The 22,369-nt window shown below is 61.9% G+C and carries 25 protein-coding genes; 19 read left to right on the top strand and 6 right to left on the bottom strand.

Going from position 1 to position 22,369, the window contains the following annotated elements; translation table 11 throughout:
- Positions 1-99: 99 nt before the first annotated feature.
- From AC0L14_RS08230 to AC0L14_RS08210, 5 genes are all read left to right on the top strand, one after another.
- The gene (locus tag AC0L14_RS08230) at positions 100-807 is read left to right on the top strand and encodes a metal-dependent hydrolase (RefSeq protein ID WP_473526777.1); all 708 of its coding nucleotides are present in this window, start codon (positions 100-102) and stop codon (positions 805-807) included.
- Between the two features lie 144 nt (positions 808-951).
- Positions 952-1,239, top strand: coding sequence for an Asp-tRNA(Asn)/Glu-tRNA(Gln) amidotransferase subunit GatC (gatC, locus tag AC0L14_RS08225; protein WP_473487030.1), 288 nt, complete (start codon positions 952-954; stop codon positions 1,237-1,239).
- A 7-nt stretch (positions 1,240-1,246) separates the two neighbouring features.
- Entirely contained in the window at positions 1,247-1,705 is a 459-nt protein-coding gene (locus AC0L14_RS08220; protein WP_473487029.1) for a GNAT family N-acetyltransferase, read from the top strand.
- Complete coding sequence (locus AC0L14_RS08215; RefSeq protein WP_473487028.1) at positions 1,705-3,270, top strand: amidase; 1,566 nt, start codon at positions 1,705-1,707, stop codon at positions 3,268-3,270. The genes AC0L14_RS08220 and AC0L14_RS08215 overlap by 1 nt, the downstream gene beginning before the upstream one ends.
- Positions 3,271-3,296: 26 nt before the next feature.
- On the top strand, positions 3,297-4,106 hold the full coding sequence (locus AC0L14_RS08210; RefSeq protein ID WP_473487027.1) for a YdcF family protein: 810 nt from the start codon (positions 3,297-3,299) through the stop codon (positions 4,104-4,106).
- On the opposite strand, the gene AC0L14_RS08205 is transcribed toward AC0L14_RS08210, so the two are convergent.
- The gene (locus AC0L14_RS08205; RefSeq protein WP_473487026.1) at positions 4,043-4,798 is read right to left on the bottom strand and encodes a DUF599 domain-containing protein; all 756 of its coding nucleotides are present in this window, start codon (positions 4,796-4,798) and stop codon (positions 4,043-4,045) included. The genes AC0L14_RS08210 and AC0L14_RS08205 overlap by 64 nt on opposite strands.
- Before the next feature lie 161 nt (positions 4,799-4,959).
- On the opposite strand from AC0L14_RS08205, the gene AC0L14_RS08200 reads away from it, so the two are divergent.
- The 4 genes from AC0L14_RS08200 to AC0L14_RS08185 all read left to right on the top strand — a co-directional run bounded on the left by AC0L14_RS08200 (position 4,960) and on the right by AC0L14_RS08185 (position 8,416).
- Entirely contained in the window at positions 4,960-6,363 is a 1,404-nt protein-coding gene (locus AC0L14_RS08200) for an L-serine ammonia-lyase (RefSeq protein ID WP_473487025.1), read from the top strand.
- Between the two features lie 87 nt (positions 6,364-6,450).
- On the top strand, positions 6,451-6,888 hold the full coding sequence (locus AC0L14_RS08195; RefSeq protein ID WP_473487024.1) for a DUF1489 family protein: 438 nt from the start codon (positions 6,451-6,453) through the stop codon (positions 6,886-6,888).
- A 98-nt stretch (positions 6,889-6,986) separates the two neighbouring features.
- The gene (locus AC0L14_RS08190) at positions 6,987-7,718 is read left to right on the top strand and encodes a vWA domain-containing protein (protein WP_473487023.1); all 732 of its coding nucleotides are present in this window, start codon (positions 6,987-6,989) and stop codon (positions 7,716-7,718) included.
- Complete coding sequence (locus tag AC0L14_RS08185) at positions 7,718-8,416, top strand: DnaJ domain-containing protein (RefSeq protein ID WP_473487022.1); 699 nt, start codon at positions 7,718-7,720, stop codon at positions 8,414-8,416. The genes AC0L14_RS08190 and AC0L14_RS08185 overlap by 1 nt, the downstream gene beginning before the upstream one ends.
- A gap of 45 nt (positions 8,417-8,461) precedes the next feature.
- On the opposite strand, the gene AC0L14_RS08180 is transcribed toward AC0L14_RS08185, so the two are convergent.
- A complete protein-coding gene (locus AC0L14_RS08180) occupies positions 8,462-9,877 on the bottom strand; it encodes a D-alanyl-D-alanine carboxypeptidase (protein ID WP_473749133.1) in 1,416 nt (471 codons plus the stop codon).
- 2 nt (positions 9,878-9,879) lie between these two features.
- On the opposite strand from AC0L14_RS08180, the gene AC0L14_RS08175 reads away from it, so the two are divergent.
- The 4 genes from AC0L14_RS08175 (at position 9,880) to clpA (ending at position 13,597) form a co-directional block, all read left to right on the top strand.
- Positions 9,880-10,122, top strand: a complete 243-nt coding sequence (locus AC0L14_RS08175) for a hypothetical protein (protein WP_473487020.1) — start codon at positions 9,880-9,882, stop codon at positions 10,120-10,122.
- Between the two features lie 71 nt (positions 10,123-10,193).
- Positions 10,194-10,523, top strand: a complete 330-nt coding sequence (locus AC0L14_RS08170) for a phasin family protein (protein WP_123145836.1) — start codon at positions 10,194-10,196, stop codon at positions 10,521-10,523.
- A 272-nt stretch (positions 10,524-10,795) separates the two neighbouring features.
- Positions 10,796-11,122, top strand: coding sequence for an ATP-dependent Clp protease adapter ClpS (gene clpS, locus AC0L14_RS08165; RefSeq protein ID WP_473487098.1), 327 nt, complete (start codon positions 10,796-10,798; stop codon positions 11,120-11,122).
- Positions 11,123-11,128: 6 nt separating this feature from the next.
- Positions 11,129-13,597, top strand: coding sequence for an ATP-dependent Clp protease ATP-binding subunit ClpA (gene clpA, locus AC0L14_RS08160; protein ID WP_473487019.1), 2,469 nt, complete (start codon positions 11,129-11,131; stop codon positions 13,595-13,597).
- A gap of 84 nt (positions 13,598-13,681) precedes the next feature.
- On the opposite strand, the gene AC0L14_RS08155 is transcribed toward clpA, so the two are convergent.
- The 4 genes from AC0L14_RS08155 to AC0L14_RS08140 form a co-directional block, all read right to left on the bottom strand.
- The gene (locus tag AC0L14_RS08155; RefSeq protein WP_473749132.1) at positions 13,682-14,113 is read right to left on the bottom strand and encodes an HIT family protein; all 432 of its coding nucleotides are present in this window, start codon (positions 14,111-14,113) and stop codon (positions 13,682-13,684) included.
- A 130-nt stretch (positions 14,114-14,243) separates the two neighbouring features.
- Positions 14,244-15,461, bottom strand: coding sequence for a GNAT family N-acetyltransferase (locus AC0L14_RS08150; protein ID WP_473487017.1), 1,218 nt, complete (start codon positions 15,459-15,461; stop codon positions 14,244-14,246).
- A 42-nt stretch (positions 15,462-15,503) separates the two neighbouring features.
- Positions 15,504-16,232: a glycerophosphodiester phosphodiesterase gene (locus AC0L14_RS08145; protein ID WP_473487016.1), complete on the bottom strand. Its 729-nt coding sequence runs from the start codon at positions 16,230-16,232 to the stop codon at positions 15,504-15,506.
- Positions 16,233-16,239: 7 nt separating this feature from the next.
- Positions 16,240-16,704 (bottom strand): RidA family protein, encoded by a 465-nt coding sequence (locus AC0L14_RS08140; protein WP_123145841.1) that lies wholly within the window; start codon positions 16,702-16,704, stop codon positions 16,240-16,242.
- Between the two features lie 138 nt (positions 16,705-16,842).
- Here AC0L14_RS08140 and AC0L14_RS08135 point away from each other — a divergent pair, with 138 nt between their 5' ends.
- The 6 genes from AC0L14_RS08135 to tsf all read left to right on the top strand — a co-directional run bounded on the left by AC0L14_RS08135 (position 16,843) and on the right by tsf (position 22,047).
- On the top strand, positions 16,843-17,673 hold the full coding sequence (locus AC0L14_RS08135; protein WP_065009579.1) for a cell envelope integrity EipB family protein: 831 nt from the start codon (positions 16,843-16,845) through the stop codon (positions 17,671-17,673).
- 99 nt (positions 17,674-17,772) lie between these two features.
- A complete protein-coding gene (locus AC0L14_RS08130) occupies positions 17,773-19,071 on the top strand; it encodes a hypothetical protein (RefSeq protein ID WP_473749130.1) in 1,299 nt (432 codons plus the stop codon).
- Positions 19,072-19,143: 72 nt separating this feature from the next.
- Positions 19,144-19,422, top strand: a complete 279-nt coding sequence (locus tag AC0L14_RS08125) for a DUF4031 domain-containing protein (RefSeq protein WP_095492862.1) — start codon at positions 19,144-19,146, stop codon at positions 19,420-19,422.
- A complete protein-coding gene (locus tag AC0L14_RS08120; RefSeq protein WP_473487014.1) occupies positions 19,419-20,030 on the top strand; it encodes a LysE family translocator in 612 nt (203 codons plus the stop codon). Before AC0L14_RS08125 ends, AC0L14_RS08120 begins: the two co-directional genes overlap by 4 nt.
- Before the next feature lie 178 nt (positions 20,031-20,208).
- Entirely contained in the window at positions 20,209-21,006 is a 798-nt protein-coding gene (gene rpsB, locus AC0L14_RS08115) for a 30S ribosomal protein S2 (protein ID WP_095492864.1), read from the top strand.
- Positions 21,007-21,123: 117 nt separating this feature from the next.
- Complete coding sequence (tsf, locus tag AC0L14_RS08110) at positions 21,124-22,047, top strand: translation elongation factor Ts (RefSeq protein ID WP_473487013.1); 924 nt, start codon at positions 21,124-21,126, stop codon at positions 22,045-22,047.
- The last annotated feature ends 322 nt before the right edge of the window (positions 22,048-22,369 follow it).

Genomic DNA, 22,369 nt, shown 5'->3' with positions numbered 1-22,369 from the left:
GGCTTTCCTTCGACTGCTGCCCGCAAAGGACGCTGCGGGACTTTAATTTCACTGCCGGCGTTCTATCCTTTGGCAAAGCAAAAATCGAGGAAGGCATTCATGAAACTGACCTGGTACGGACATTCCGCATTTCGCATCGAAACCACCGACGCGAAAGTCCTCATCGATCCCTATCTGATCGGCAATCCGTCATGGAAGGGCGGCTGGGAAGAGCCGGCGGAAGGGGTGACGCATGTCCTTTTGACCCACGGCCATAGCGATCACATCAGCGGTGCGCTTGAAGTGCTTGGGAAAAGCGGCGCCATGCTGGTCGCCAATTTCGAGGTCTGCATGTACCTGGTCGGCAAGGGCGCCAGCGACAAGAAGATCAATCCCGGCAATATCGGCGGCACCGTCGATTGCGGCGGTTTCACCACCACCTTCGTCCAGGCGCTGCATTCATCGTCATTCCCAGGTGACAATGGCCAGAACACTTATCTCGGCAATCCAGGCGGTCTCGTCCTGCATTTTCCGGAGGACAAGACACTCTATCACATGGGCGACACCGACATCTTTTCCGACATGGCGCTGATCAACGAATTACATGAGCCGAAGATCGGCATCGTGCCGGTCGGCGACCGCTTCACCATGGGTGGCGCAGTGGCAGCCCTTGCCTGCCGGCGCTTCTTTCAGTTCGAGACCGTCATCCCCAGTCACTTCGGCACGTTCCCGATCATCGACCAGACCGCCGACAAGTTCGTCGCGGGGTTGCAGGGATCCGGCGTGAAGGTGGCGTTGCCGCAGATCGGCGGGACGATCACCTTGTAGAGGATGCAAAGCCGGCAGCTATTTCCTCTGCGACGGCGTGGCCCTGCCTTGGACCTTCTGGGCCGGTTCTCGGCACGATGTATGTTGCGCGGCACGCGCCGCGCCGCTATAGCGCGGACTGGTTTTCCCGAGGCACAAACAAATATGTCCGTTGATGTCAAGACTGTGAAGCGCGTCGCGCATCTCGCCCGTATTGCGGTGAGCGAGGAGGATGCCGAGCGCATGACCGGCGAGTTGAACGCCATTCTGGGCTTTGTCGAGCAATTGAACGAGGTCGACGTTTCCGGCGTCGAGCCGATGACTTCAGTTATCCCGATGGAGATGAAGAAGCGCCCGGACGTCGTCACCGACGGCAGCAAGGCGGCCGACATCGTCGCCAACGCACCGGCCACCGAAGAGAATTTCTTCCTCGTTCCGAAGGTCGTGGAGTAGCGGGCCGATGGCAATCGAGATCGCCATCGAGACGCCGCTGCAGGACGACGTGCGCGGGCTGGTTAAGGAACTCAACGACACGCTGCTGGAACTGACGCCGCCGGAGCACTGCTTCCACATGACCGTCGAACAGATGGCCGACAATGACACAACCGTCTTCATCGCTCGCGACACCGGCCTTGCCATCGGCTGCGGCGCGCTGAAGCGCCACGATGGCGCCGTCGGCGAGGTCAAGCGCATGTACGCGCGGCCTTCGCATCGTGGACGGAAGATCGGCGCCAGGATCGTCGAGCGGATCGAAGCGTTGGCGCGCAATGAAGGGCTGAAGCGTTTGGTGCTGGAAACCGGCGACCGCCATCCGGCTGCGTGGACCGTCTATGAACGCGCCGGATTTTCGCGCTGCGGCCCGGTGCTGGACTACCCTGATGCCGAGTGGTCGGTGTTTTACGAAAAGAGCCTTGCTTGATGAGCGACCTGACCCACCTGACGATTTCGCAGGCCCGCGCCATGCTGCGCACCAAGGAAATCACCGCAACCGAGATCACCGAAGCCTATCTCCAGGCGATCGAGCGGGCCAATCCGGCGCTCAACGCCTATGTCGTCGTTACCGATGACAAGGCGCGCGACATGGCCAAGGACTCGGACGCGAAGCTGGCGAAGGGCGAGGGCGGGTCGCTCGAAGGCATTCCGCTCGGGATAAAGGACCTGTTCGGCACCGAAGGCATTCACACCCAGGCCTGCAGCCATGTGCTGGACGGGTTCAAGCCGCACTACGAATCGACCGTCACCGCCAATTTGTGGGCCGACGGCGCCGTCATGCTCGGCAAGCTCAACATGGACGAGTTCGCCATGGGCTCCTCCAACGAGACCTCCTACTACGGCCCTGTCGTCAATCCGTGGAGGCGTTCGCGCCTCGACACGGTGGTGATGCCGACCACGCATCAGGGCGATGGCGGTTTTGTCTCGGCCGGCGGCACCCGGACTGCGCGTACGCTCGACAATGCCCAGCTTGTGCCGGGCGGCTCGTCGGGTGGCTCGGCCTCCGCCGTTTCGGCGCTCCTGTGTGCCGGCGCCACCGCCACCGACACCGGCGGGTCGATCCGCCAGCCCGCCGCCTTCACCGGCACCGTCGGCATCAAGCCGACCTACGGCCGCTGCTCGCGCTGGGGTATTGTCGCCTTTGCTTCGTCGCTCGACCAGGCCGGACCGATCGCCCGCGATGTGCGTGACGCCGCGATTCTCTTGAAATCCATGGCCTCGGTCGATCCGAAGGACACCACCTCGGTCGACCGGCCGGTGCCGGATTACGAGGCGGCGATCGGCAAGCCGATCAAGGGCATGAAGGTCGGGATCCCCAGGGAATACCGCGTCGACGGCATGCCTGAGGAGATTGAGGCGCTGTGGCAGAAAGGCATTGCCTGGCTGAAAGATGCCGGTGCTGAGATCGTCGACATTTCGCTTCCGCATACCAAATATGCGCTACCCGCCTATTACATCGTCGCGCCCGCCGAAGCCTCATCAAACCTCGCCCGCTATGACGGCGTCCGCTACGGGCTGCGCGTGCCGGGCAAGGACATCGTTGACATGTATGAAAAGACCCGCGCCGCTGGCTTCGGCCGCGAGGTCAAGCGCCGCATCATGATCGGCACCTATGTCCTCTCCGCCGGCTACTACGATGCCTACTATCTGCAGGCGCAGAAAGTGCGGAATCTCATCAAGCGGGATTTCGAAAATGCATTCGCGGCGGGCGTTGATGTCATCCTGACACCGGCAACGCCATCGGCGGCCTTCGGCATCGCCGACGAAGACATGGCCGCCGACCCGGTCAAGATGTACCTCAATGACATCTTCACGGTGACGGTGAACATGGCTGGACTGCCGGGCATCGCCGTGCCCGCAGGGCTAGACGCCAAGGGCCTGCCGCTCGGCCTGCAGCTCATCGGCCGGCCCTTCGACGAGGAAACTTTGTTCCAGACCGCCCATGTGATCGAGCAGGCGGCGGGTACGTTCCAGCCGGAAAAGTGGTGGTAGTGTCGTCTCCCAGCTGAGGGTGAGGGATGTTCTACTATCTTTCCAAGGTATTTTGGCTCCTCGTCCAGCCGTTGAATCTGGCGATCATCCTGCTGCTGGTTGCGTTGCTTGCTGCCTTGGTCGGGCGTAAAAAGCTGTTTGCCACCGGCAGCTGGCTGGCCTTTCTCATCCTCGCCCTCTCGACCTGGACCTCGCTCGGCGCGCTGATGCTCAACCCGCTCGAAGAGCGGTTTCCGCGCCCGCCGCTGCCGGAAAAGGTCGATGGCATCGTCGTGCTCGGCGGCGGCATGGAGGGCGCCATCAATTTCGTGCGTGGCGGCTATGAACTGAGTGCAAGCGGCGATCGGATGCTCGCGGCGGCCGTGCTGGCACGGCATTTTCCGACAGCGACAGTCGTCATCTCAGGCGGCACCATCGCAATGATCGGCGAAGGCGAGGGCGATGCAGAGACGGCGCCGCGTCTGTTCGCCGCGCTTGGCGTGACGGCCGATCGGCTGATCCTCGAGAAAAAATCCCGCAACACCTACGAGAACGCCGTCTTCACCCGGCAACTTGTCACCCCGAAACCGGGCGAGACCTGGCTGCTGGTGACCTCGGCCTTCCACATGCCGCGCGCCAAGGCGCTGTTCGACAAGGCCGGCTTTGCCACCGTTCCTTGGCCGGTCGATTACCGCACCTCCGGCAAGGAAGGCATCGGCATGTTCCGCGACGATCCCTTCGGTTCGCTGCAAACCGCCAGCACGGCGGTCCGCGAATGGATCGGGCTCGTCGCCTACTGGCTGTCGGGCCGCATCGATCGGCTTTTCCCCGGACCGGGTGTTGGTTCGGGCGGCTGACCGATCACGGCTTGCCGCGCCGCCGAGAAGAACTGGCGACGCACCAGAACCGCCAGCAACAGCAGCGTCGACAGTACGAACACCGTTGGGTCGACGAACCAGCCGAGATAGCCGATCGAGAAGAAGACGCCGCGCATGCCGGAATTGAAATGTTTTCCGGCCAGCATGTTCATGCGCGCCGCCCGCCATACCGCGGTTTCGCTGACCGGGTTGCGTGAAGCCTTGCCGTGCCGGATCGGCACCGCACCGATCAGGATCGAGCAATAGTTGAACAGCCGGTAGGCCCAGCCGAACTTGAAAAAGGAATAGGCAAGGATCAGCACCAATCCGAACACCTTCATCTGAAAGGCGGAGCGGGATGATGTCGCGCCGAGGGGCAGATCGCTCAGCATCGAAACAACCTGATCGGAGGCGCCGAGCAGGGCAAAACAGCCGCCGATCGCAATCAGCGAACTGGAGGCGAAGAAGGCGGTTCCCTGTTGAAGACCTGCCATAATGGCGGTGTCGACGATGCGGATCTCGCGTTCGGCCATGGTCCGCATCCAGGCTTCGCGCTGGACGTTCATCGCTGTCGTCAGCGACATGCGGCTGACCAGCTTCCCGTCGGAGGCGAGCGTATGCAGCACCCATACGAAAAGGAAGAAGGCCAGCGCCACGAGGTCGGCCGTCGACAAATGAAAGGAATCGCCCATGCGACCCTTTTACCACAAGCGGTGGCCCCGCTTCGATGGCGGAACGCAACGATGTCGCTGCCGGAGCAAACAAGGTCGGCAGGTGCAGCGCCGCGATCTTCGAAAGAGCGGAAACATCACAGGAATTCCTATATGTAAATTCCAATAGGAGAGAGCGGCGCGTGTTCCTTTCGGTTTTCGACCTGTTCAAGATCGGCATTGGACCATCGAGTTCGCACACGATGGGGCCGATGACGGCTGCGCGGCGTTTTCTCGACGAGGTCGCGGGAGATGACTGGCCACGCCCGGCCGGCGCCAAGGTCGACCGCCTCGCTGCCAGCCTGCACGGCTCGCTTGCCTATACCGGCATCGGCCATGGTTCCGACCGTGCCGTCGTGCTCGGCCTTGCCGGCCAGATGCCGCAGACGGTGGACCCCGATCAAGCGGACAGCATCGTCGACCGTATTGCCGCCGACAAGCGGATTTCGCCGCCCGGCCATCCCTCCTATCGCTTCGACCCGGCAACGGACCTGGTGCTGGACCGCAAGACGCCGCTTTCCGGCCACGCCAACGGCATGGCCTTCTCCGCCTATGATGCCGACGATCGCCTGCTGCTCAAGCGCATCTATTATTCGATCGGCGGCGGCTTCGTGGTTTCCGAGGAAGAACTGCAGCGGATGAAGGTGAAGGGCTCGGTGACGACGGAAGGCAAGAAGGTTCCATACCCCTTCAAGAACGCCGTCGAGATGCTGTCGATGGCGGCAAAAAGCGGTCTTTCCATCGCCGACATGAAGCGCGTCAACGAAGAGACGCAGATGCCGCGCGAGGAACTCGACGCCGGCCTCGACGGCATCTGGAGCGCCATGAAGAGCTGCATCGAGCGTGGCCTGTCGCAGGACGGCATCATGCCGGGTGGGTTGAAGGTGCGCCGACGCGCGCGGCGATTGCATGACAAGCTGCAGGAGCAGTGGCAGCAGAACCGGCCCAATCCGCTGCTCGCCAACGACTGGCTGTCGATCTATGCCATGGCGGTGAACGAGGAGAACGCCGCCGGCGGGCGCGTCGTCACCGCGCCGACCAATGGTGCTGCAGGCACGCTGCCCGCGGTGCTGCGCTACTGGCTGCATTTCCATCCCGAGGCCGACCAGCCAAGCATCCGCGATTTCCTGCTGACCGCGGCGGCGATCGGCGGCATCATCAAGACCAACGCTTCGATCTCAGGCGCCGAGGTCGGCTGCCAGGGCGAGGTCGGTTCGGCCTCGGCGATGGCGGCAGCGGGGCTGTGCGCCGTCATGGGCGGCACGCCCGAGCAGGTCGAGAACGCCGCCGAGATCGCACTTGAACATCATCTCGGCATGACCTGCGATCCGGTCGGTGGGCTGGTGCAGGTGCCTTGCATTGAGCGCAACGCGCTCGGCGCCGTCAAGGCGGTGACCGCTGCTTCGCTGGCCATCAAGGGCGACGGCGTTCATTTCGTGCCGCTCGATGCCGCAATCGAGACCATGCGCCAGACCGGGCTCGACATGAACGAGAAATACAAGGAAACCAGCCTCGGCGGACTGGCCGTCAATATCGTGGAATGCTGACCCAGACTCGGCACTGCGAACACTGGCACTGTGGAGAAAGTCGACCCGACCGTTGACGCCTTCGCACGCCGGACTAAACCTTAATCCATGTCTCTCAATCTCATAAAGCTCTGTGTCGGCTGCGACAGCGTCGAGGACCTCGAAGGGTGGATCGCCTTCCGCCTCGACGAACGGCGGCGCGCCGGTGAACCGGTCGAGCACTACCACACCACCCGCATGATGCCGACGCGCGGCGCCGAGGTTACCGATGGCGGTTCCCTCTACTGGGTGATCAAGGGCAATGTGCAATGCCGCCAGTTGATCACGGAGATCCGTCCTTTCACCGATGACGACGGCATCGGCCGCTGTCATCTGATGCTCGATCCCGCGGTCGTGCGCACCGAATGGCAGCCGCGCCGCGCCTTTCAAGGCTGGCGCTACCTGAAACCGTCGGACGCACCGGCCGATCTCGGCAAGGGTAAAGCGGGACTGGTCGAGATGCCGCCGAAACTCAGGCGCGAGCTTGCCGATCTCGGCCTTCTCTAGGAAGGCCCCCCAAAATTCAAAGCTGCCGTGACCGCTGGCCCTCCAGTCGCCTCATGCTGGGCTTGCAAGCTGTGCGACAACGCCACATCTTGAATGTCATGAGCGACAAGAAGCAGCCCGTGCCCGCAAAGGCCAATCCTGCGCCGGTCGAGTTCCAATCGAGCACCGGCGAGATCGACGCCTTTATCCGTCAGGCGAGGACGCTCGCTGCGTCCGCGACCGGTTCAGGCAGGCTGATCCTTTCCCTCGACGCGACGATGAGCCGCCAGCCGACCTGGGATCTCGCCTGTGCGCTGCAGGGCGAGATGTTCGACGCCGTCGGCAAGGCCGGGGCGCTCAAGGTCCAACTGGTTTATTTTCGTGGTCTTGGCGAGTGCCGCTCATCCGCTTTCGTCACCGATACGGACGCGCTGAAGCAGCTGATGACGCGGATCGAATGCCGCAGCGGCCATACCCAGATCGGCAAGGTGCTCGCCCATGCGCTGAAACAGACGGCGGCGGCCAAGGTCAACGCGCTGGTCTATATCGGCGATGCGATGGAAGAAAATATAGACGACCTGGCCGAAAAGGCCGGCAGCCTCGGCCTGCACGGCGTTCCTGTCTTCGTCTTTCAGGAGGGCCACGATGCCGAGGCGGAAAAGGCATTCAAGGAAATTGCGCGGCTGTCCAAAGGGGCTTGGTTTCGATTTGATCGGCGGGCGGCCGCAACCTTGGCCAGCCTGCTTTCGGCGGTCGCCGTGTTTGCAACCGGCGGGCTGAAGGCACTGGAGGCCAGGGGGAGGCCGGAAGACCGGCTGATGATCGAGCATCTGCGAGGCGGCAGGAAATAATGGGCGCGATTATCGCATTCGTGGCGTTGCTTTTGGTGCTGCTCGGCGTGGCCACGGTATTTCTCCGCGCCGACCCCGCGAAACTCGCAAGCGGGATGAGGACGCTTGGCCCCGTCCTGCTGGCGCTGATCGGCGTCGCCGTGCTTCTGGTCGGACGCGAAGGCATCGGCGGCTTGATCCTGTCGACGGCGCTCGCCTGGTATGGCTCGATGCGGATGAAGCGGCCGACGGCGAAACTGGAGCCGGGCAAGCATTCGACGGTGCGCACCGCGGCACTCGAAATGGAGCTTGATCACGATACCGGCAGTCTGGAGGGGCTCGTGCTCGCCGGCCGCCATGAAGGCAAGATGCTTGGCACGATGAGCCTTGCGGAATTGCAGCAGCTTTATCGCGAACTCCCCGGCGACCCGGAGAGCCGCCAGTTGCTAGAGACGTATCTTGACGGCAGATTTCCCATCTGGCGCAAAGACGCTGAGGCGAATGGTGGCGACGGGCTGGGTGTTTCGCCAGGTTCGGGCGCCATGACTAAGGAGGAGGCCTACAAGATCCTTGGTCTTGAAGCGGGGGCCGCCGCGGCGGATGTCCGCAAGGCGCACCGCCGCCTGATGCAGCGCTTGCACCCCGATATCGGCGGCACTTCTTTTCTGGCGGCGCGGATCAATGAAGCCAAGGACGTCTTGCTCTCCGATCACAACTAGTCTCCTTCGACGCAGAATTTTTCCGGGAGATGTTTTCGACGCCGTCTATTGCTGGACGGCGTAGCACTCGATTTTCTTTTTCTTCAGGGCGTTGCAGGCTTTCCAGGCGGCAGTCTTCGAACCAAAGCCGAACCGGGCGCGGTAGTAGGTGACGCCGTCCTTTTCGAAGGCGACGGTGAAACCTGTGGCATCGGCGAGGATCGAAGGCGCCTGCTTGCTCGTCTCGTCCAGGAGAGCCTGGGCTTCGGATTGTTTTGGCGAAGAGGCGACCTGGACTGCCCAACCGGACGGCACCGATGCGGTGTTGACGGGATCGACCGCCGCCGGTTCGGCGTAGGCAGCTGCGACCCGTGCCGTCGCCACATCGTCCGCCGTGGCCGCGGCCACTGTGTTGACCTTCTTGGTCTGAGAGACGGGCCTGGTCTGGGCGACGGGGCTGGTTTCTTCAACGGAGGGCTCGGTTTCCTCAACTAGCGAGGCAATGGCATCGCCGTCCGGGGCATCGTCGTCCGGCCTGCTGTCCGGCGTCGGCGCATCGCGCTTGGGCAGGAACACTTTTGCCAGCGCGGTGATGGGATTGCCGCCGCTGGCCTTGGCGATCAGCATGCCGCTGCCGCGCGAGGATGCCTTCGGCATGTAGGTGTTGATCAATGCGGCCATCTGGTTGTCGCGGCTGCCGCCGGATTTCCCGCCTATGATCACTGCGACGATGCGGCGATCGCCGTCGTCGACCGAGGAAACGAGATTGTAGCCGGAGGCGCGGGTGTAACCGGTCTTGATACCGTCGACGCCCTTGATGCGCCCAAGCAGGCGGTTATGGCCGTTGATGCGCTTGCGGCCGTAGAGAAAGGAACGCTGCGAGAAATAGCCGTAATACTGCGGAAAATGCTCCCGCAGCGCGATGCCGAGCACCGCCATGTCGCGCGCGGTCGTGAATTGACCGGGATTTGGCAAGCCGTGGGCGTTGCGGAAAACGGTCCCCTTCATGCCCAGCGCCCGCGCCTTGGCTGTCATCATGTGGGCGAAATTGGCTTCATTGCCACCAAGAAGCTCGCCGAGCGCCGTTGCCGAGTCGTTTGCCGACTTGGTCACCATCGATAGGATCGCGGTCTCGACCGTGATCGCGCCGCCCCGTCTGACGCCGAGTTTCGTTGGCGGTTCAGCAGCAGCATTGGCCGAGAAGACGACCCGGGAGTTCTTGCTGACCTTGCCGTTCGCCATGGCCTCGAAGGCCAGGTAAAGCGTCATCATCTTGGTGAGCGAGGCCGGGTAGCGCCGACCATCGGCATTCGAAGAATAAAGCACCTTGCCGGTCTTGGCATCGATGACGATGGCCGCTGACCTCGCCGCCATCGACGAAGCAGCGTCGGCAACGACGAATGTCATCGCCAAAGCGAGGATCATGATCGTTTTCAAAGAGGACGAGGATTTGGAGAGAATGCCCGACAACGCCTGACGCACCGATGGTTCCTTTGAATTTTTTGTTGCTGGAGGCGGCAAAGGTCCTGCCTCACTTCAAGCAAGCTATCGCGGTCAGCGTTACCAATCCGTTTATGGTAACCACCGTGTTCACCATTTTCCTCGGGCTTGAGCTTCTCTTTATTCGAATCTTAGCCATTGCCGGTGGCTGGGCCTGTATGCCGCGCCGGTCGGCTGGAACCGCTCTCGGTGAAACATTGACTTTTTGTGCAGTGCACAATATATAACTTGCATTGCACAACGCGGCCCCGGACAGGGCGCGTCTACTGTTCAACGTCAACTGTCAAGGGAGCGTGAAATGACTCAGACCTATGAAGATTTCAGCAAATACGGCAAGGAGTTTGCCGACACCGGCTTGAAGAGCTTCGCATCCCTTTCCAAGGGTGCGCAGGCCATCGCCACCGAGGCGGGCGAGTACACCAAGAAAAGCTTCGAGGCCGGCAGCGCAGCAGCCGAGAAACTTTTGTCGGCCAAGTCGCTGGAGAAGGCGATCGAGATCCAGTCCGATTTTGCCAAGCAATCGTACGAAGCCTTCGTCACCGAAGCGACCAAGATCGGCGATCTCTATGCCGAACTCGCCAAAGAGGCCTACAAGCCGTTCGAATCAATGGTCGCAAAAGCGAAATAATCTCGCTATAATGTGAAGATGGCCCTCGGGCCTGCAAGACAGACCCGGTCGCGAACGCGCGGCCGGGTTTTTTCATGGCAATTTGAAAAGAGGGCTCTGCTGCCTTCACGATTTCGAAAAATCGGTCAAGTTTGGCCACCTAGCCATATTGTCAGCTAAACAGAAGGGCTTAAAATCGTCCATCGAAGACCTACATGTCGAACTCATATGGGGATTCGAAAAGGCAGGGCTACGTGACGATTGGTTTGACTGCCACGAGAGATGTAGTGCGGATGCAAAACGGCGGCGACGGCAATGAGGCCGGTCGCGGCACGGCCGTCATCACGCGCACCAAGACCAAGATCAAGAAGCCTAGCCTTTATCGGGTCCTCATTCTCAACGACGACTACACGCCCATGGAATTCGTGGTTCACGTGCTGGAGCGTTTTTTCCAGAAGGACCGTGAAGCCGCCACCCGCATCATGCTCCATGTTCACAATCATGGAGTGGGCGAGTGCGGGGTCTATACATTCGAGGTGGCCGAGACCAAAGTGTCTCAGGTCATGGATTTCGCCCGACAGAATCAGCATCCGCTGCAATGCGTGATGGAGAAGAAGTGAGGTAACATGCCGGCTTTCTCCCAAGGCCTGGAAAAGGCGCTTCACCAGGCGCTGACGCTCGCCAATGAGCGGCACCACGAATACGCAACCCTTGAACATTTGCTGCTCGCCCTTATCGACGACACCGAGGCGGCCGCGGTCATGCGGGCCTGCAACGTCGATCTCGACGAGTTGAAGCATACGGTTCTCACCTATATCGACACCGAGCTCGACAATCTCGTTACCGGCTATGACGAGGATTCCAAGCCGACGGCCGGTTTCCAGCGCGTCATCCAGCGCGCGGTGATCCATGTGCAGTCGTCCGGCCGCGAGGAAGTCTCCGGCGCCAACGTGCTCGTTGCCATCTTCGCCGAGCGCGAGAGCCATGCCGCCTATTTCCTGCAGGAACAGCAGATGACCCGCTACGACGCGGTCAACTACATCTCGCATGGCATCGCCAAGCGTCCCGGCGCATCCGAGACGCGGTCGCCGCGCGGCGCCGACGACGAGCAGGGCGGCCAGAGCGGAGCCGAGCCGCAAGAGGACGGCGGCAAGAAAAAGCAGCAGCAGGACGCGCTGACCGCCTATTGCGTCAATCTGAACAACAAGGCCAAGGCCGGCAAGATCGATCCGCTGATCGGCCGCGAGTCCGAGATCAACCGCACCATCCAGGTGCTGTGCCGCCGCTCCAAGAACAATCCGCTCTATGTCGGCGACCCCGGCGTCGGCAAGACGGCGATCGCCGAAGGCCTTGCGAAGCGCATCGTCGAGGGCGACGTGCCTGAAGTTCTGCACAACGCCACCATCTTCGCGCTCGACATGGGAACATTGCTGGCCGGCACCCGCTATCGCGGCGATTTCGAGGAGCGGCTGAAGCAGGTCGTCAAGGAACTCGAGGATTATCCGGGCGCGGTTCTGTTCATCGACGAGATCCACACGGTGATCGGGGCAGGGGCGACGTCGGGCGGCGCCATGGATGCGTCGAACCTGTTGAAGCCGGCGCTGTCGTCCGGAACGATCCGCTGCATCGGCTCGACCACCTACAAGGAGTTCCGCCAGTTCTTCGAGAAGGACCGCGCTTTGGTGCGGCGCTTCCAGAAGATCGACGTCAACGAGCCGACCATCGAAGACGCCATCGAGATCATGAAGGGTCTGAAGCCGTATTTCGAGGAGTTCCACAAGGTCCGCTACACGGCTGAGGCGATCAAGGCTTCGGTCGAATTGTCGGCGCGCTACATCAACGACCGCAAGCTGCCGGACAAGGCGATCGACGTGATCGACGAGACCGGCGCCTCGCAGATGCTGGTGCCGGAGGCCAAGCGCAAGAAGACCATCGGCATCAAGGAGATCGAAGCGACGATCGCCACCATCGCCCGCATTCCGCCGAAGACGGTTTCCGCCGACGACGAGAAGGTGCTGGCCGGTCTCGACGTCGAGCTGAAGCGTGTCGTCTACGGTCAGGACACCGCGATCACGGCGTTGACCTCGGCGATCAAGCTGGCGCGGGCAGGCTTGCGCGAACCGGAGAAGCCGATCGGCTCCTATCTATTCTCGGGACCGACCGGCGTCGGCAAGACCGAAGTGGCAAAGCAGCTCGCCGCCTCGCTCGGTGTCGAGCTGATCCGCTTCGACATGTCCGAATATATGGAACGCCACACCGTCTCGCGGCTGATCGGCGCGCCTCCCGGCTATGTCGGCTTCGACCAGGGCGGCCTGCTGACCGACGGCGTCGACCAGCATCCGCATTGCGTGCTGTTGCTGGACGAGGTCGAGAAGGCGCATCCGGACCTGTTCAACATCCTGTTGCAGGTCATGGACCACGGCAAGCTGACCGACCACAACGGCAAGCAGATCGACTTCCGCAATGTCATCCTGATCATGACCACCAACGCGGGCGCCTCGGATGCGCAGCGCGCGGCGATCGGTTTCGGCTCGACCAAGCGCGAAGGCGACGATGTCGAGGCGATCAACCGGCTGTTCACGCCGGAGTTCCGCAACCGTCTCGATGCGATCATCCCGTTCGGCTCGCTGCCGATTCCGGTCATCCACCAGGTGGTGCAGAAGTTTGTCATGCAGCTTGAGGCCCAGCTTTCCGAGCGAGGCGTTACCTTCGACCTGTCGCAGGAGGCGATCGCCTGGCTGGCCGAGAAGGGCTACGACGAACGAATGGGTGCGCGGCCGCTCGGCCGGGTCATCCAGGAGCACATCAAGAAGCCACTGGCCGACGAGGTGCTGTTCGGTAAGCTCAAGAAGGGCGGCACGGTGCGTGTCACCGTCGAGCAGAAGGAGACCGGCGAGACCGGCCTGAAGCTCGAGTCACTCGCCGACGAGGCGCCGGTCAAGCCGAAGAAGGAAGAACCGGACGACACGCCGAAACCCAAGAAAGCTGCCATCAAGAAGCCCGTCCCGAAAAAGGCGATCGCGCAGAAGGCGGAGCCTAAGGGCAAGGATGGCGGCAAGCGCAGCCTGGTGCCGCAACTGCCCCGCAAGGGGTGATGACCTGAAAGCTAAAAAGCCCCGGCAACGGGGCTTTTTTATTGGATAAAGAGTGGCCGAAGGCGTGGTGCGCGACGCCCGGCTTCAGCTTCCCAGCGCCGTTCGTATCTTGCCGGCGTTCTCAGCCAACACTTCTGGTTTCTCCATCTGGCCGCTATGCGGCTTCAAGGGGATGCCCTCGAAGCGTGGAATGATGTGAACATGGAGGTGAAAGACGGTCTGGCCCGAAGCAGGCTCGTTGAACTGCATGACTGTGACACCATCGGCATCGAAAGCGTTTTTTACTGCCCGCGCAACTTTCTGGACATTTGCGAAGAGCGGGCCGAACACTGCCGGATCGGCATCGAGCAGGTTGCGCGACGGCGCCTTCGGCACAACCAGCGTATGACCCGGCCCTTGCGGCATCACATCCATGAAGGCGACAACTGCGTCATCTTCATAGACGCGATGCGACGGGATTTCACCGCGTAGGATTTTCGCGAAGATATTGCTGCTGTCGTAGGTGGCTTCGGCCATGGCGTGCGCTCCGGATTGTGCCTTGCTCTACCGTACCGACCCGAAAATCGGAATTGATTTTCGGAAAGTACGATGCGGAGATTCAAAGTGTTAGAGCGTACTTTGTGCGTCCAATTGGACGCACGTCGCCCTAATCGTCCGCCATATCCTTGCGGAACGGTGTGTGCTCTTCAAGATAGTCGCCCATCCGCTCCACTTCGCGCCGCTCGCGCCTGAGATAGTCGGCGACTGCGTTGCGCAAGCCCGAATGCGCGATGTAATGCGCCGAATGCATGGTCACCGGCCTATAGCCGCGCGCCAGCTTGTGCTCGCCTTGCGCGCCCGCTTCGACCACTTTCAGCTTACGGTCGATCGCGAAGTCGATCGCCTGGTGATAGCAGACCTCGAAATGCAGGAACGGATGGTCTTCGATGCAGCCCCAGTTGCGGCCGTAGAGCGCATCGGAACCGATGAAATTGATAGCGCCGGCAATGTAGCGTCCATTGCGCTTGGCCATCACCAGCAGGATGTCGTCGGCCATGCGCTCGCCGATCATCGAGAAAAACTCACGGCTGAGGTAGGGCCGCCCCCATTTTCTGCTGCCGGTATCCATGTAGAAGGCAAAGAAGTCGTCCCAGATCCTTTCGGTGAGATCCCTGCCGGTCAGCCAGTCGATCGAGATGCCGTGAGCGAGCGCCTCGCGCCGCTCCTTCTTCATTGCCTTGCGCTTGCGCGATGCCAGGGTGGCGAGAAAATCGTCGTAGGTCGAATAACCTTCATTGAAGAAGTGGAACTGCTGGTCGGTGCGGTGCAGGAAGCCCGCCGCTTCCAGCGCCCCGACATCCTTCTGCTGCGCGAAGGTTACGTGCGCGGAAGACACGCCGAGCTTGTCCGTCACCGCCTTCAGGCCCGCTGCCAAGCCGGCTTTCACGGCGCGACTGTCCCCGCCCTTATTGACCAGCAGGCGAGGACCGGTGACCGGCGTGAACGGCACGGCGCATTGCAGTTTTGGGTAGTAACGCCCGCCGGCGCGCTCGAACGCGTCCGACCAGCCGTGATCGAAAACATACTCGCCCTGGCTATGCGATTTCAGGTAGCAGGGAACGGCACCGAGCAGCTTTCCCTGCGCTGTCTCCAGCCTGAGATGATGGCCCTGCCAGCCGGTTCGCCGCACGGCGCAGCCCGAATCCTCAAGTGCGCTCAGAAAAGCGAATGAAACGAGAGGGTTGTAGCCGTTTTCTGTGTCGCCGCGTGCGGTACCGCCGAGGCCATCCCATTCCGCGCAGGTGAAGGCTCCGATGCCGGAGGCAACCCGGATCGCATACGCTCCATTCGCCGTTTGCCCGTCGCCTTCATCGCCTTGATCCATGAGGCTTATTTAAGCTCCGTGCCGGTCCATGCAAGCTCGGTTTCAAGCGACCTGTACAAGATCGGGTTCGAATCCTTCGAATGTCATTTGGTCGGCGTATCTAAAGGTCAAGTCGACCGCCGGTTGGTCGAGCACGGTCCAGGTGATGACCGGCATTTTGAGCCTTTCGCGCACGAAACTGACAAACCGGTTCGGCAGGTCGCCGGCGGCGTAGGAGGCGAAGGCGATGTCGTGCGCCAGCATCGCGAAATGCGCCTCGATCAGCTTGACGTCATTGCCATAAGCAGTCAGCCCGCCCGGAATGCCGGGCGCGTGTTTCGGGAAATCGCGGATCAGCCAGTGGTCGAACGACATGATCGCCGCCTTGCCCTTGTACTGCTTGAGCATCTTGCCGACGCTTTCCACCAAGCCTTCGTCCCGACCGGGGACCCCTTTCAGCTCGACGACCATCGGCACACGACCATCGACCAGGTCGAGTGCCTGCTGCAGGGTCGGCAGATGGTCTGCTGTGCCGCCAACCGTGAGCGCAGTCATCTCCGCTGCCGTTCGCTGCCAGACGAAGCCGTCCTGGCCGGTCAGCCGCTTCAGATCGCTGTCGTGAATGACGACCGGGATGCGGTCAGACGACAGATGCACATCGCATTCGATCGCATAGCCGCGTTCGGCTGCCGCGGCAAAGGCGGAAAGCGTGTTCTCCCAGCGCGTCTTGTTCATGTCGTGGAGGCCGCGATGGGCAACGGGTCGGGCGGTCAGCCAGGAAAGATCGGTCATGACAGGCTCATTCGACTTCGAAGATGGCTTCGATTTCCACTGCGGCATTAAGCGGCAGGGAGGCGGCGCCGACGGCGGAGCGGGCATGTTTGCCGTGATCGCCGAGCACTGCAACCAGAAAATCCGAGGCGCCGTTGGCAACCAGGTGCTGTTCGACAAAATCTGGCGCCGAGGCGACGAAGACGGTGATCTTCACCAGGCGGCGGATTTTCTTGAGATCGCCAAGGGCTGCCTTGGCCTGCGCCAATATGTTGATCGCGCAGTATTTTGCCGCTTCCTTGCCGCTTGCGGTGTCGACATCGCGGCCGAGCAGCCCACTCGCCTGCAGCTTGCCCTCGCTGAGCGGCAGCTGCCCGGCGGTGAACAGCAGATTGCCCGACCTGGAATAGGGCACGTAGTTGGCGGCGGGCGCGGCGGCGACCGGAAGCGTCACGCCGAGATCGCTTAGCCGCTTTTCGATTGTTTCACTCATGGTATTTCCCTATTGCTTGATGACGCCGCGCAGGCCGGGCCGAAATTGCTATTTTTGCCTCGCTTCCGCCACGACTTTTTTTAAGCTGGACCCTCTTTCCCTGCGGCCTGCCATCAGGCGCGATGATCGGAGCCCCTCATGCGCGCAACACGCCTCGCATTCCACGCCGTCCTGCTGCCGGCGGTGTTCTCGATGGCGCCGGCTTTTGCCGTACCGGCGCTGCAGGCGCATCGCGCGGTTTATGATCTGAGCCTGGACAAAGCCTCCGATCGCTCCGGCATCACCGGCATTTCCGGCCGCATGGTCTATGAGTTCAACGGTTCGCCTTGCGAAGGCTACACGGTGAAGTTCCGCTTCGTCACCCAGATTGCCACCAACGACAATGCAACAAAGCTGACCGACCAGCAGACGACCACTTTCGAGGACGCCGAAGGCAAGACGTTCTCGTTCGTGACAAAATCCTTCGTCGACCAGAACCTCGACAAGGAGGTCAAGGGCACCGCGACGAAGGAGACGAAGGGCCTCAAGGTCGACATCGACAAGCCGGAGAAGAGCAGCCTCGAACTCGCAGCCACCCAGTTTCCGACCCAGCATCTGGCCGAACTGATCGACAAGGCCGAAAAGGGCGAAAATTTCTACGAAACCAACCTGTTCGACGGCTCGGAAGATGCCGACAAGGTGATGACCACCACCGTTGTCGTCGGCAAGAAAGCCGATGCCGACAAGGCTGATCCGGAAGCGCCGGCACTGGCGAAACTCGCCACCGACAAATACTGGCCGGTCGACATCGCCTATTTCGACGGCACCGACAAGTCAGGCGAGGAGGTGCCGGAGTACCGGATCAGCTTCAAGCTGCATGACAACGGCATCACGCGCGACCTCGTCATGGACTATGGCGAGTTCTCGATGACCGGCAAGCTGGTCAATCTGTCGTTGTTCGATCAGTCGAAAGTCTGTCCGCCGAAATAGGCTTCAGGTTAACCACGCCCCCCAAGGCGGCGGCGAATGACTTGAACACGCCGCAATTGCATCTCAACTTCTACGCCGATGGGTCGATCGGGGGGTGGGTTGAGCAGAATCGATGTGTTCGTGGCGCCGAGGCCCAATCCGGCGCTGATCAGGATCATGACTGTCGTCAACCGGGTTGTCATGCTGCATGGCATTCCCGGGGTTCGCGACCTGTTGCCGTTCAACCGCCTGGCCGGATTGCGCGGCGTCGCCAATGTCCGTCATATCGACTTTCCCGACGACGACCGGCAGCGGCTGAAGGCCTGTTGCGGCGCCGGCAAGGCGGCGTTCATCACGCCCAACCATCCGGAATTCTTTACCGACTGGATGATCGACAAGGAGATCGTCTCGCAGGTCAGTCCGCTCGCGGCATCCTGGGCCACGCATGGCGTCGTCAACGGCCTCGGCCGGATCATGCAGAAATTCTGGCTGGCCAACAATCTGATCGCCCAGATTCCCGGCAACAGTGGGGCTGCCAAGGAACACTCGATCGCCTGGGCGCTGAACGGGCATGGTGTTCTCTTGCATCCCGAAGGCGGCGTCGGCTGGCATGCCAATGTCGTCGGTCCGCTTCTTCCAGGGGCGGTCGAGATGGGGTTCGAAGCGCTCAAGCGCGGTCGCGTCACGGATCAGGATTCTAGGATTTGGATCGCGCCGGTTGTCTGGAAGCTCGCCTTCACCAAAAATGTCGAGCCGGCGCTGGCGCAGGAATGCGCGTATGTCGAGAAGACCCTGAAGATCGAACGTCGTGCCGCCGATACGCTGCCGGAGCGCGTCCACCATATCTATGCGACGCTGCTGTCGCGCGATGAGATTGCCTGTGGCATGGCGCCCGACGAACGGGCTTCGTATGCAGCGCGTCAGACGCAACTGCTGCTCGAATTGAGCCGGCGCCTGGGGGAGGGTATTTCGGTCGATCCCAGCGCCAACGAGTTCGCCGAGCTTTTGCGCCGGTCGCGCCGCTGGCTGCGGGAAAACAACGGTGACGCTGAGAGGCAAAAACAGGTCCGCACTCTGGCGGACACGATCCAGCGCCTCCAACGCGTCGGACCGTGGGCCTCAGCCAACTCGCGCATCACGCAAGAGGAGATCGCCGAGCACCTGAAGCGCATCCGCAACGACTATTGCAAGGGCACGCTGCGCGACACGATCAACCGCTTCGTGCCGCAGCCGGCCGGGCCGCGCTGCGCGCATATCCGGGTGCCGGAACCGTTGGGATTGCACGCCTTTCCGGGCTCGATCGACGATGCGCTCGCCGAACTGCACAGCCGTATGCAGGCGGCTGTCACCACGACAGTAGCCGAACTCGAACCCGGCGGCGGCTTCATTTTCTATCCGAATCCCTTCTATCATCGCTAGCGTTTGGATCTTGGCCCCAAGTGAACTGCGGCTCCGCTGGTCGGCGCAAGATGAAGGAGTGCGGCAAGCCTCATGGCGGTTTATGTCGACGCGGCGATCTGGAAATGGGTCGGCCACCGCTGGTGTCACCTGCTGGCCGACGACACCGATGAGCTGCATCGTTTTGCAGCACAGCTCGGCATCAAGCGTTCGTCCTATCAGGGACCGCCGAAGACATCGGCGCCGCATTATGACATAACCGGCTTCGAGCGCGACCGCGCGGTGCGGCTAGGCGCCATCGAATGTAGCCGCGAAGAGATCGTTGCTGTTTTCCGGCGTGTCCGGGTGCCGAAGGGGAAGATACGACCATGACGTTGACGGCATTTCTGGCTTACTGCGTTGCGATCACATTCGCCGCCGCCACGCCTGGCCCGGCGGTATTCACGGTCATTGCCAACGGCGTCTCGCGCGGGTTCGTTCGCGCGTTCCTGGCTGGCCTCGGTATCGCCGCTGGCGACGCGGTGCTGGTGACTTTGGCGCTGCTCGGTCTCGTGGCACTGGCACAGACCTTCGAATGGGTTTTTCTCATCCTGAAATATGCGGGTGCTGCCTATCTGATGTTTCTTGGCATCAGGATGTGGCGATCGGCTTCCGCGCGATCGAATGGACTGGAGGTAACGCAGGCAAGACTGTCTCGATCGTTTTACCTCGGCATCTCCATCGCATTGGGCAATCCCAAGGCGATCCTGTTCCACGCCTCCATCATGCCGTTGATCCTCGATCTCAACGCAATGACCTTCGCTGAGGGGCTGCTCGTGGTTGCGGTCGTGATCGGCGTCAACATTATCACTATGGGCGTCTATGCGGTGCTTGCCGGGCAGGCTTCGAGCTGGTTCAAGACGCCAAGGCGGATGCGCTTGATGAACAGGTTTGCCGGCGGCGCCATGATCGGCACCGGTGCGCTGATCGCCGCACGCTGAGCCGCAAGACACCGCAGCGCTTGCGTTTGTCGCGCATCCCCTCTATATGCGCGCTCATTCCACACACGGACTTTGGTGTCTGCCCGGGAGAAATCCGGCTGAAACCTCCGGTGGCGTTCGAGGACAAAGTCCAGAAATGCCTGTGTCCGTGGAGGCTAACCGGAAAGGATACTCAAGAATGGCTCTGCCTGATTTCAGCATGCGCCAGCTTTTGGAAGCTGGCATTCACTTCGGCCACCAGACTCACCGCTGGAACCCGAAGATGGCGCCCTATATCTATGGCGCCCGCAACAACATCCACATCATCGACCTCTCGCAGACGGTGCCGCTGCTGCACCAGGCGCTGAAGCAGGTTTCCGACACCGTCGCCAAGGGTGGCCGCGTGCTGTTCGTCGGCACCAAGCGCCAGGCGTCCGACATCGTCGCCGACGCCGCGCAGCGCTCGGCCCAGTACTATGTCAACTCCCGCTGGCTCGGCGGCATGATGACCAACTGGAAGACGATTTCGAATTCCATCCAGCGCCTGCGCAAGCTCGACGAGATGCTGGCCGGCGAGGCCCAGGGGCTCACCAAGAAGGAGCGCCTCAATCTTGATCGCGAGCGCGAGAAGCTCGACAAGGCGCTGGGCGGCATCAAAGACATGGGCTCGACGCCCGACCTGATGTTCGTGATCGACACCAACAAGGAAGCGATCGCCATCCTCGAGGCCAAGCGTCTCGGCATCCCGGTCGTCGCCATCATCGATTCCAACTGCGACCCGGACAAGATCGATTTCCCGATTCCGGGCAATGACGACGCGGCCCGCGCCATCCAGCTCTATTGCGATCTGATCGCCAAGGCTGCAATCGACGGCATCGCTCGCCAGCAGGGCGCGCTCGGCGTCGACGTCGGCGCTTTGGCCGAGGCTCCGGTCGAGCCGGCACTCGAGCCGACGCCGACCGCCGAAACACCGGCTGCCCAGACACCGGAAGCGTAGCAGTGAAGGCCGGTTTCGGCCTTCATCTTTCTCATATTTTGGCGCGCTAAGCGCTGGCGCCAGGCGCATCATCGAGGACCGGTGGTGCGTCGGTGCATTTTAAACAAAGAGGCGACAATGAGCATTTCGGCTGCACAGGTCAAAGAACTCCGCGACTTGACCGGCGCGGGCATGATGGACTGCAAGGCGGCGTTGAACGAGACCAACGGCAACATGGAAGAGGCCGTCGACTGGCTGCGCAAGAAGGGCATTTCCAAGGCCGACAAGAAGGCCGGCCGTACTGCCGCCGAAGGCCTGATCGGCGTCGATTCCGGTATCCGCGAGGCGGCGGTCGTCGAGGTCAACTCTGAGACCGACTTCGTTGCCCGCAACGCCGCCTTCCAGGAGATCGTCGCCAAGGTCGCCAAGGTCGCGCTCGCCTATGGCGGCAAGACCGAGGCCGTCGCAGCCGCACCGTATCCGGGTTCGGACAAGTCGGTCGCCGACACCATCAAGGATGCTGTCGGCACGATCGGTGAGAATCTTGGCTTCCGCCGTTCGGCCAAGCTCACCGTAGAGCACGGCGCTGTCGCAACCTACGTCCACAATGCGGTTGCCGACGGCCTTGGCAAGCTCGGCGTGCTGGTCGCCATCGAGACGACAGGCAACGCGCAGGCCGCCAACGCCTTTGCCCGTCAGGTCGCTATGCATGTCGCCGCCACCAACCCAATGGCGCTGACGACGGAGCAGCTCGATCCGGCCGCGGTCGAGCGCGAGAAGGCGATCTTCGCCGACCAGGCGCGTCAGTCCGGCAAGCCGGAGGCGATCATCGAGAAGATGGTCGAGGGCCGTCTGCGCAAGTTTTACGAAGAGGTCGTGCTGCTCAAGCAGGCTTTCGTGCTCAATCCCGACATCACCGTCGAGAAGGCGCTGACGGATGCCGAAAAGGAAATCGGCGCACCGGCCAAGATCACTGCCTATCTGCGCTTCGCGCTCGGCGAGGGCATCGAGAAGGAAGAAACCGATTTCGCGGCGGAAGTCGCGGCGGCGGTCAAGAAGTAAACCGCACTCTATTTTCTGAAAAGACTTTACGGCCGGGTGTCCGCGAGGATGCCCGGCCGATTTCTTGCGCGTTACCGATGAAGGCCAGGCGGTCGGCGGCAAGCCAGCTGGCTATCTGCCGGATCTGCTCGTGCCCGGATCTGCTCGTGCAAGATGCATTTGCCGGCGTAAGCTAACGACTGGAAGAGAGTTTTCCGGTTCGGGGGCCCCCGGGCCACCCGGGGCCCCGGGGGGTTGTGGGACCCAAGTTTATGGGGCGGCCCGCGCCCGGGGGCGCCCCCCGCCCGGCGGCCCCCCCCGAAAGGGGGGGCGGAGGCGGGGG

The sequence above is a fragment of the Mesorhizobium sp. WSM4841 genome (genome assembly GCF_055811515.1).
This window is presented reverse-complemented; position numbering and strand designations above follow the sequence as displayed.

Bases quoted from the DNA above. Each gene is read 5' to 3' on its own strand.
- AC0L14_RS08230 (WP_473526777.1), top strand. From the start codon at position 100: ATGAAACTGACCTGGTACGGACATTCCGCATTTCGCATCGAAACCACC.
- gatC (WP_473487030.1), top strand. From the start codon at position 952: ATGTCCGTTGATGTCAAGACTGTGAAGCGCGTCGCGCATCTCGCCCGT.
- AC0L14_RS08220 (WP_473487029.1), top strand. From the start codon at position 1,247: ATGGCAATCGAGATCGCCATCGAGACGCCGCTGCAGGACGACGTGCGC.
- AC0L14_RS08215 (WP_473487028.1), top strand. From the start codon at position 1,705: ATGAGCGACCTGACCCACCTGACGATTTCGCAGGCCCGCGCCATGCTG.
- AC0L14_RS08210 (WP_473487027.1), top strand. From the start codon at position 3,297: ATGTTCTACTATCTTTCCAAGGTATTTTGGCTCCTCGTCCAGCCGTTG.
- AC0L14_RS08205 (WP_473487026.1), bottom strand. From the start codon at position 4,798: ATGGGCGATTCCTTTCATTTGTCGACGGCCGACCTCGTGGCGCTGGCC.
- AC0L14_RS08195 (WP_473487024.1), top strand. From the start codon at position 6,451: ATGTCTCTCAATCTCATAAAGCTCTGTGTCGGCTGCGACAGCGTCGAG.
- AC0L14_RS08190 (WP_473487023.1), top strand. From the start codon at position 6,987: ATGAGCGACAAGAAGCAGCCCGTGCCCGCAAAGGCCAATCCTGCGCCG.
- AC0L14_RS08185 (WP_473487022.1), top strand. From the start codon at position 7,718: ATGGGCGCGATTATCGCATTCGTGGCGTTGCTTTTGGTGCTGCTCGGC.
- AC0L14_RS08175 (WP_473487020.1), top strand. From the start codon at position 9,880: ATGGTTCCTTTGAATTTTTTGTTGCTGGAGGCGGCAAAGGTCCTGCCT.
- AC0L14_RS08170 (WP_123145836.1), top strand. From the start codon at position 10,194: ATGACTCAGACCTATGAAGATTTCAGCAAATACGGCAAGGAGTTTGCC.
- clpS (WP_473487098.1), top strand. From the start codon at position 10,796: ATGCAAAACGGCGGCGACGGCAATGAGGCCGGTCGCGGCACGGCCGTC.
- clpA (WP_473487019.1), top strand. From the start codon at position 11,129: ATGCCGGCTTTCTCCCAAGGCCTGGAAAAGGCGCTTCACCAGGCGCTG.
- AC0L14_RS08155 (WP_473749132.1), bottom strand. From the start codon at position 14,113: ATGGCCGAAGCCACCTACGACAGCAGCAATATCTTCGCGAAAATCCTA.
- AC0L14_RS08150 (WP_473487017.1), bottom strand. From the start codon at position 15,461: ATGGATCAAGGCGATGAAGGCGACGGGCAAACGGCGAATGGAGCGTAT.
- AC0L14_RS08145 (WP_473487016.1), bottom strand. From the start codon at position 16,232: ATGACCGATCTTTCCTGGCTGACCGCCCGACCCGTTGCCCATCGCGGC.
- AC0L14_RS08140 (WP_123145841.1), bottom strand. From the start codon at position 16,704: ATGAGTGAAACAATCGAAAAGCGGCTAAGCGATCTCGGCGTGACGCTT.
- AC0L14_RS08135 (WP_065009579.1), top strand. From the start codon at position 16,843: ATGCGCGCAACACGCCTCGCATTCCACGCCGTCCTGCTGCCGGCGGTG.
- AC0L14_RS08125 (WP_095492862.1), top strand. From the start codon at position 19,144: ATGGCGGTTTATGTCGACGCGGCGATCTGGAAATGGGTCGGCCACCGC.
- AC0L14_RS08120 (WP_473487014.1), top strand. From the start codon at position 19,419: ATGACGTTGACGGCATTTCTGGCTTACTGCGTTGCGATCACATTCGCC.
- rpsB (WP_095492864.1), top strand. From the start codon at position 20,209: ATGGCTCTGCCTGATTTCAGCATGCGCCAGCTTTTGGAAGCTGGCATT.
- tsf (WP_473487013.1), top strand. From the start codon at position 21,124: ATGAGCATTTCGGCTGCACAGGTCAAAGAACTCCGCGACTTGACCGGC.